This is a genomic window from Actinocorallia lasiicapitis, assembly GCF_054778695.1.
Genome location: NZ_BAAGZI010000293.1, coordinates 1 through 7532 on the forward strand (window position 1 = coordinate 1; position 7532 = coordinate 7532).

General features: G+C 70.1%; 9 protein-coding genes. 2 read left to right on the forward strand and 7 right to left on the reverse strand.

Annotated elements, in window-relative coordinates; translation table 11 throughout:
- Positions 1-194 precede the first annotated feature (194 nt).
- Positions 195-623, reverse strand: a complete 429-nt coding sequence (arfB, locus tag ACYVE7_RS25110) for an alternative ribosome rescue aminoacyl-tRNA hydrolase ArfB (RefSeq protein ID WP_460367790.1) — start codon at positions 621-623, stop codon at positions 195-197.
- Between the two features lie 106 nt (positions 624-729).
- On the opposite strand from arfB, the gene ACYVE7_RS25115 reads away from it, so the two are divergent.
- A complete protein-coding gene (locus ACYVE7_RS25115; RefSeq protein WP_460367792.1) occupies positions 730-1530 on the forward strand; it encodes an oxygenase MpaB family protein in 801 nt (266 codons plus the stop codon).
- 58 nt (positions 1531-1588) lie between these two features.
- Here ACYVE7_RS25115 and ACYVE7_RS25120 read toward each other — a convergent pair whose 3' ends face one another.
- The 6 genes from ACYVE7_RS25120 to ACYVE7_RS25145 form a co-directional block, all read right to left on the reverse strand.
- Positions 1589-2431 (reverse strand): S1C family serine protease, encoded by an 843-nt coding sequence (locus ACYVE7_RS25120; RefSeq protein WP_460367795.1) that lies wholly within the window; start codon positions 2429-2431, stop codon positions 1589-1591.
- Between the two features lie 152 nt (positions 2432-2583).
- A complete protein-coding gene (locus tag ACYVE7_RS25125) occupies positions 2584-3255 on the reverse strand; it encodes a pentapeptide repeat-containing protein (protein WP_460367797.1) in 672 nt (223 codons plus the stop codon).
- 19 nt (positions 3256-3274) lie between these two features.
- Positions 3275-3661, reverse strand: coding sequence for a glycine cleavage system protein H (locus ACYVE7_RS25130; protein ID WP_460367799.1), 387 nt, complete (start codon positions 3659-3661; stop codon positions 3275-3277).
- Between the two features lie 71 nt (positions 3662-3732).
- Complete coding sequence (locus ACYVE7_RS25135) at positions 3733-4497, reverse strand: crotonase/enoyl-CoA hydratase family protein (RefSeq protein ID WP_460367801.1); 765 nt, start codon at positions 4495-4497, stop codon at positions 3733-3735.
- A 6-nt stretch (positions 4498-4503) separates the two neighbouring features.
- Entirely contained in the window at positions 4504-5277 is a 774-nt protein-coding gene (locus tag ACYVE7_RS25140) for an SDR family NAD(P)-dependent oxidoreductase (protein WP_460367803.1), read from the reverse strand.
- 165 nt (positions 5278-5442) lie between these two features.
- A complete protein-coding gene (locus ACYVE7_RS25145) occupies positions 5443-6720 on the reverse strand; it encodes a glycoside hydrolase family 1 protein (RefSeq protein WP_460367805.1) in 1278 nt (425 codons plus the stop codon).
- A 117-nt stretch (positions 6721-6837) separates the two neighbouring features.
- Between ACYVE7_RS25145 and ACYVE7_RS25150 the strand changes: the two genes are divergently transcribed.
- The coding region (locus ACYVE7_RS25150; protein ID WP_460367807.1) for a pentapeptide repeat-containing protein at positions 6838-7532 on the forward strand (695 nt) is incomplete at its 3' end.

Here is a 7532-nt window from a genome sequence, read left to right on the forward strand (position 1 = left end):
CTCAGGCTCCGGCGCCGCTGGCCGCGCAGCCCCAGCCGGTGGCGGCGGCCGAGCCGGTCAAGCCCCTCGCGGCTCCGGCTCCCTCGCCCCTCACCGACGACCCGATCCCCGCCCAGATCCCGGCCCCGCCCAAGCCGGACACGATCTGATCAGAAACGTGAAGGCCCGCGACTCCGGTCGCGGGTCTTCGTGTTTTAGGAGGTGGCGCGCCGGTCGGCTTTGAGCTGGGAGCGGTGCTTTTTGCTCTGGATGCGACGTTCGACGGCGCCGCGGCTGGGTTTGGTGGGGCGGCGTTTGCGGGGTGGGGGGGCGATCGCCTCGCGGAGCAGGGCGGCGAGGCGGAGCCGGGCGGCGTCGCGGTTGCGGGCCTGCGAGCGGTACTCCTCTGCCCTGATCGTGATCACGCCGTCGACGAGGCGGGGGCCGAGCACGGCGAGCGCCCGCTCGTGCTGGAGTTCGGAGAGGATCTCGGTTCCGGCGAGGTCGAACAGCAGCTCGGCCGCCGAGGACGTCTTGTTGACGTGCTGCCCGCCAGGCCCGGACGAGCGGGAGAAACGCCAGGAGAGCTCGGCTTCGGGGATCTCGACCGAGCCGTTGATCGGGAGCGGGCCGGTCGCGGACATGCCTCCAGTATCGCCGCCGCGCAACCCTTCCGTCGACGCAATTTGGGCGCTCGGCTCACGCCCGCCACGGTAGCCATCAAGCAAGCGCTTACTTACAATCGTGGCCATGACGCAGCAGGGCCTGTTCGACGACGACGCCATCATCCGCAGGATCGGCCGGGAGGGCATCCTGATCGCGGCGGGCGGCGCCGCGTCGATCCTGCAGACCTCCCATCCGGGGGTCGGCCAGGGCGTCCACGACCACAGTTACACCTTCAAGGACCCGGTCAAACGGCTCCGGCACACCATGGAGTGGGTCTACGCGGTCCAGTTCGGCACCCGCGAGGAGGCCGAACAGGTCAGCGCGTACGCCAACCGGCTGCACGCCTCCGTCAACGGCCGCTCCCCCGACGGCCCCTACGACGCCCTCGATCCCGCGCTCCAGATCTGGGTCGGCGCGACCCTCTTCGACGTCGCGCTCCGCTTCCACCAGGCACTCTTCGGCGCGCTCACCCCAGCGGAGATCGAGGAGTTCTACCAGCAGTCCAGGGTCTACGCCCAGATCCTCGGCGCGCCCGCCGAACTCCAGCCGCCCGATTTCGCCGCGTTCCGCATCTACTACCAGGAACGGCTCGACACGCTGCGCCTCACCGACGCGGCCCGCTTCGTCGCCCACCAGGTGCTGTTCCCGCGGGCCCGCTGGTTCGAGCGGCCGGGGCTGACGGCCGTCCGGCTGCTGACCGCGGGCCTGATGCCCGCCCAGCTCCGCGTCCAGTACGGCTGGCCGTGGTCGCCGGCCCGGCGCCGCCGGTTCCTGCTGCTGGTCAACGTGCTGCGGCTGGTCTATCCGCGGCTGCCCGAACGGGTCAGGACGGCGCCCCGCGAGCACTATCTCGCCTCAGTCCGCCGCCGGCTGGCCCGGAAGTAGTCGCGACGGGCCGGGGCTCCACCCCCCAGTGCCACCCCGGCCCGTCGCGAGTCCATGGTCAGATCCCGGTGGGGTTCCCGCCGAGGATCTGAGAGGTCACCGTCCTCACGGTGTTGGACGGGATCGCGAACCCGACCCCGATGCTGCCGGACGCGCCGCCGGCCGTCGCGATGGCGGTGTTGATGCCGATCAGCCGGCCGCTGCCGTCGACGAGCGCGCCGCCGGAGTTGCCCGGGTTGATGGCGGCGTCGGTCTGGAGGGCGCCGGTGATGGTCGCGCCTTCGGCTTCGGCGACGGTCCGGTTCTTGGCCGACACGATCCCGGCCGTCACGGAGCCGTCGAGCCCCAGCGGCGAGCCGAGCGCCACGACGGTGTCGCCGACGGCCGCGCCGTCGCTGTCGGCGAGCGGCACGACGGTCTTCCCGGACACGCCCTGCGCCTTGATCACGGCGAGGTCGTTGTCGGGACGGTCCCCGACGACCTTCGCGACCGCCTCGCTGCCGTCGCTGAACTTGACGGTGATCCGCGAAGCCCCGGCGATCACATGGTGGTTGGTGACGATGGTCCCGTCGGTGCGCAGCACGACGCCCGAGCCCGTCGCCTTCGCCCGGTCCGACTCGGCGGAGATCGACACGACGCCCGGCTGGACGGCCTTGGCGATGTCGGAGATCGACGCCCGCTGCGCCACCCCGGAGACCGTGACGGGCGCCCCGATCCCGCCGGACTCCCCGCCGGTCAGCGCCACCGCCCCGACGGCCCCGGCGATCCCCCCGCCGAGCGCCAGGGTCACCGCGGCCCCGGCGGCGGCCAGCTTCTGGCGTGCGGACAGCAGGCCGGGACGGCGAGCCGGCATCCGGTAGTCCGGCTGCGGCCCGTAAACCCGTGCACCCTGCTCTTCCATGAACCCCCCAAAGAATCCGTCGCGCGGACGCCGAGGGTTACCTCCGCGTCAGGAACAAGAATGCTCCACGCAAATGAAAGATTCCTTAATCAGCCTTTGCCCAGGGTAAAGAAATAAATCTGACGCGGCGCTTACTTACCTTCTTTTTACCTTTACTGGGCGATCGTTATACCGAGGGTCGCGGCGAGGGTGTGCAGAAGGGACTGGGCGTCCACGGGGTCGAGGGTCGCGCCGCGCAGGCTCTCGGTGCCCGAGATCGACCAGAGGTCGCAGCCGGTGAACCGCGCGCCGGTGAGGGTCGCGCCGGAGAACTGGGCGTGCTGGAGCACACAGTTCTCGAAGCGCACCCCGCTCAGGTCCGCGGACTGGAAATTGGCCTCGGTGAGATTGCAGTCGCGGAACACGGTGGTGCGGAGCCGGGAGAAGCGGAACGAGGCCAGGTCGGCGCGGCAGCCGTCGAACAGGACGTCGCGGAGCGTGCAGTCGGTCCAGGCGGCGCCCGTCAGCCGGGAATGGCCGACCGCGACGTTCGCGAGCGTGGAATCCGCGAAGCGGGAGTTGGCCAGATCGGCGCCCGCGAACTCGACGTCGGAGAATTCGGCGCGCCGGAACGCCGCGCCGCCGAGCTCGGTCCGCAGGAAGCGGCAGCGCACGAACTCGGGGCCTTCGGCGTGCGCGCCCGCCAGATCCGTGTGCGCGAACTCCAGCGACATCAGGATCTGGTCGTCGGTGATCGGGCCTTGGGCGAGGCTCAGGGCGGCGGGGAGTTTCGGCGGCACGGGTTCGCGGGGAACCTGCGGACGCCGGGTGCGGGGCGCGGGCATCCCCCGAACATAGCCCCGCTCAACCCGTGATCAGCTCGGTGTAGGCGGCGGCGTCGAGGAAGACGGCCGGGTCGAAGGGCTCCGTCGGGCGGATCCGGTAGAGCCAGCCGTCGGTGTAGGGGTCGTCGTTGACCCAGCCGGGCGAGTCGAGGATCGCGTCGTTGATCTCGATGATCTCGCCGTCGAACAGGCCCCGCAGATCGGCGCGCGCCGTGGCGGAGGCGAGGACGGCGATCGGGTCGCCGGTCAGGACGGGCAGCGGCACCGACGGCAGCCCGACGCTGTCGATCCGGCCCACCGACTCCTGCCCGTGGTCGGTGATGCCCACCGTCACCAGGCCGTCTTCGGAGACCCGCAGCCATTCGTGTGCTCGGGTGTAGTTCAGTTCCTCGGGAACGTTCGTCACGAAACCTGCATTCCCGAAAACAACGGAGCCGCACCCCATTTCCGGGATACGGCTCCGAGCACGGGTTTCGGCTACTCGCCCGACCAGTTGGGCTTGCGCTTCTCCGCGAAGGCCGCGGGGCCTTCCATCGCGTCCTTCGAGACGAAGATCGGGCCGGAGATGGCCTCCATCTTCGGCCACATCTCCTCGGCCGACCAGTCGGCCGACTCGACGATGATCTTCTTGGTGGCGGCGAGCGCCAGCGGAGCGTTCTCCGCGATCTTCGCGGCCAGTTCCTTCGCGGCGGCGAGGGCGTTGCCGGGCTCCGTCACACGGTTGACCAGGCCGTAGCCGGCCAGCTTCTCCGCGCCGTAGAAGTCGCCGGTGAGCGCCATCTCCATCGCGATGTGGAACGGGATGCGGGTCGGCAGCCGCAGCAGGCCGCCCGCGGCGGCGACGAGGCCGCGCTTGGGCTCCGGCAGGCCGAACTTCGCCTCGGACGACGCGACGATCATGTCGGCGCACAGCGCGATCTCGCAGCCGCCGGCCAGGGCGTAGCCCTCGATGGCCGCGATCAGCGGGGTCGTCGGCGGGCGCTTCACGATGCCCGCGAAGCCGCGGTCCTCGGTGAACGGGTTCTCGCCGCGCAGGAACCCCTTGAGGTCCATGCCCGCGCAGAAGGTGCCGCCCGCGCCGGTGATGATGCCGACCGCGAGGTCCTTACGGGAGTCGAGCTCGTTCAGAGCCGCCTCGATGCCGTTGGCGACGTCGGCGTTGACCGCGTTCTTCGCCTCGGGCCGGTTGATCGTGATGACCAGGACGCCGCCGTCCTCTTCGGTCAGAACCGCATCGCTCATGTCGACCTACTTCGGCTGGAAGCGGATGGCGCCGTCGAAACGGACCGTCTCGCCGTTCATGTAGTCGTTCTCGATCAGGGCCTGGGCCAGGTGGGCGAACTCGCTCGCCTTGCCCATGCGCTTCGGGAACGGCACCGGAGCCGACAGCGTGGCCTTGAACGCCTCCGCGGCCTCGCCCTCGCCGTAGATCGGGGTGTCGATGATGCCGGGGCAGATCGTGTTGACGCGGACGCCGATGGCGGCGAGGTCGCGCGCGGCCGGCAGGGTCATGCCGACGATGCCGCCCTTGGAGGCGGAGTAGGCGACCTGGCCGGTCTGGCCCTCGAGGGCCGCGACGGACGCGGTGTTGATGACGACGCCGCGCAGGCCGTCGGCGTCGATGGGCTCGGTGGCGCCGATGGCGGCCGCGCCGAGGCGCATCAGGTTGAACGTGCCGATCAGGTTGACCTGGACGACCTTCTGGAAGGTGTCCAGCGGGTGCGGGATGTTGCCCTTGCCCACCGTGCGGGTCGCCCAGCCGATGCCGGCGCTGTTGAGGATGACGCGCAGCGGCGCGCCGCTGTCGACCGCGGCCTGGACGGCGGCGGCGACCGAGACCTCGTCGGACACGTCGGTCTTGACGAAGATGCCGCCGAGTTCGTCGGCGAGGGCCTTGCCCCTCTCCTCGTTCAGGTCGGCGATGACGACCTTCGCGCCCTTCGCGGCGAGCTGACGCGCACAGGCCTCACCAAGGCCCGACGCACCGCCGGAAACGACGGCGGATACTCCGTTGACGTCCATAAGCAGCACCTTACTAGAGGGGACCGAATCCAGTTCGGATCATGTTACTCACCGGTCAGCACCCGAAGGATAACCGGCCCCCGCCTAGCGGCAGAACCTCGGCGGGAAGTGAGTTGCGGCCACCTCTTCAGCACTTGAACACCGTTTTCCCGCCGGACGCCGGGTCTAGGCCGGTGGGGTGGGGACTTTGCCGAAACAGGTGGCGACGGGATCCTCGATCGAGCACCAGGCCGGCCGTTTGACGGGCGTGTAGCCGCGCGGCACGCCCCGGTCGCCGATGATCCGCCGGTAGGTAGGGACGGCGTCGGTGGGACGGCGCGTCAGCTTCGGATCGGTGGCGACGTTCACCGTGTACAGCCCGAAGCGTGCCCGGTAGGAGCCCCATTCGTAGTTGTCGGTCAGCGACCAGTAGTTGTAGCCGATGACCTTCACCCCGTCGGCGATCGCGCGCTGCACCCAGTACAGGTGGTCGCGCAGATGCTGGGAGCGGGTGTAGCCGTCGGGGCGCGGCTTGCCGTTGTCGGTCGGCATCCCCGACTCGACGATGTAGACCGGCAGTTTCGGCAGCCTGCGCTGGTAGTTCCTCAGCACGAAGTACAGGCCCTCGGGCTCGGGTTCGATCTTCCAGAACGCGCCCGTCACCGAGTGCGCCGCGGACGGGTTGCCGACGCTCGCGCCGTAGTAGTAGTCGATCCCGATGAAGTCGAGCTTGTCGGTGACGTCGTTGAAGACGGCCGCGTCGAAGACCCCGTTGAGGATCGAGCCGTAGGCCACGTTGGTGGAGACGGGCGCGCCGGGGTCGAGCCGGTGGATCAGGTCGTAGGCCCTGCGGTGCGCGCCGACCAGCGCCTTGCGCATCACCGGGACCTTCGCGACGGGCATCCCGCCGTCGGTGAGCTCGTGGAAGATGTACTGGCTGGCCTCGTTGAAGGTGATCCAGAGGGCGCCGCGGCCGCTGTACCGGTCGGCGACGAACTTCACGAACTTCAGCCAGTCGGCCGCGGTCTTCTTGCTGGTCCAGCCGCCCTGGTCGTGGACCCAGCCGGGGTGCACCCAGTGGTTGAGGGTGATCATCGGCCGCATTCCGGCGGCCTGGACGCGGCGGAACAGGTCGTCGTAGTAGCGGATCTCCTTCCAGTTCCACCGGCCGGGCCGCGGCTGGATCCTGGCCCACTCCACGGACGTCCGGAACACGTTGACGCCCAGCTTGCGGGCGAGTTCCACATCCTGGGGATAGCGGTGCCGGAAGTCGACGGCGTTGCGGTACTTCTCCTGCTTCTTGGCGTATCTGGTCCAGTTGCTGTCGGGGAAGTGGCCCTCCGCCTGGAACCCCGCCAGCGACACGCCCCAGAGGAAGCCCGGGGGGAAGCGGGCCACGGACGCCTGCGCGGGCTCCGCGATCACCAACGTCGCGAACAGGACAATCACCAACAGACGGTGCATAAATCTCCTCCCGGCTGACCGGACCGTATGCCGAAGTGACTCACGTCACAAGCGACGCGACCGCATCCGGCCCCCGCGCCCTGCCCGTCCACCCCCGACCCCGGGTACAACGCAGGCGTGGACCTGACCCCCGGAGGCAAGCTCGATCTGCGCGGCAGGACGGTGGACGAGGCGCTCTGGGCGTCGGTCCGCGCGGCCGCGACCGCTCCCGACGGCACGGTCCTGCTGGGCCGCTGCTGGTTCGAGAACGCGACGTTCGCCGGAGCCGACTTCCGCGGCGTCCGCTTCGACGGCGACGTCTCCTTCGACGACGCGTTCTTCCCCGCCACCACCACCTTCTACGGCGCGTGCTTCACCGGCCACGTCTCCTTCACCCGCGCCCGGTTCGCCGGGAACGTCTCCTTCCATGGGGCGCGCTTCGGCCGTCACACCTGCTTCACCGAGACCTCCTTCGGCGGCGACGCCCTGTTCTCTGCCGCCCGGTTCGCCGCCGATGTCGCGTTCCACTCGGCCCGGTTCCACGGCCACGCCGACTTCGACCACTCCCGCTTCGCCCGCGACGCCCTGCTCCAGGACACCGACTTCCACGCCGCCCTCTCCTTCCGCCACGCGAAGACGGCCCGCCATCTGCTGTTCGACCGGGCCCGCTTCCGCGCCTCCGCCTGGATCGGTCCGCTCGCCGTCGCCGGGCGGCTCAGCCTCGACTCCGTCCGCGCCGACCGCACCCTCAAACTCGACGCCTCAGGCCCGCTCACCGCCCGCGCCGCCGCCTTCCACACCGCGCAGCTCCAGAGCGCGGGGCCCGTCCGGCT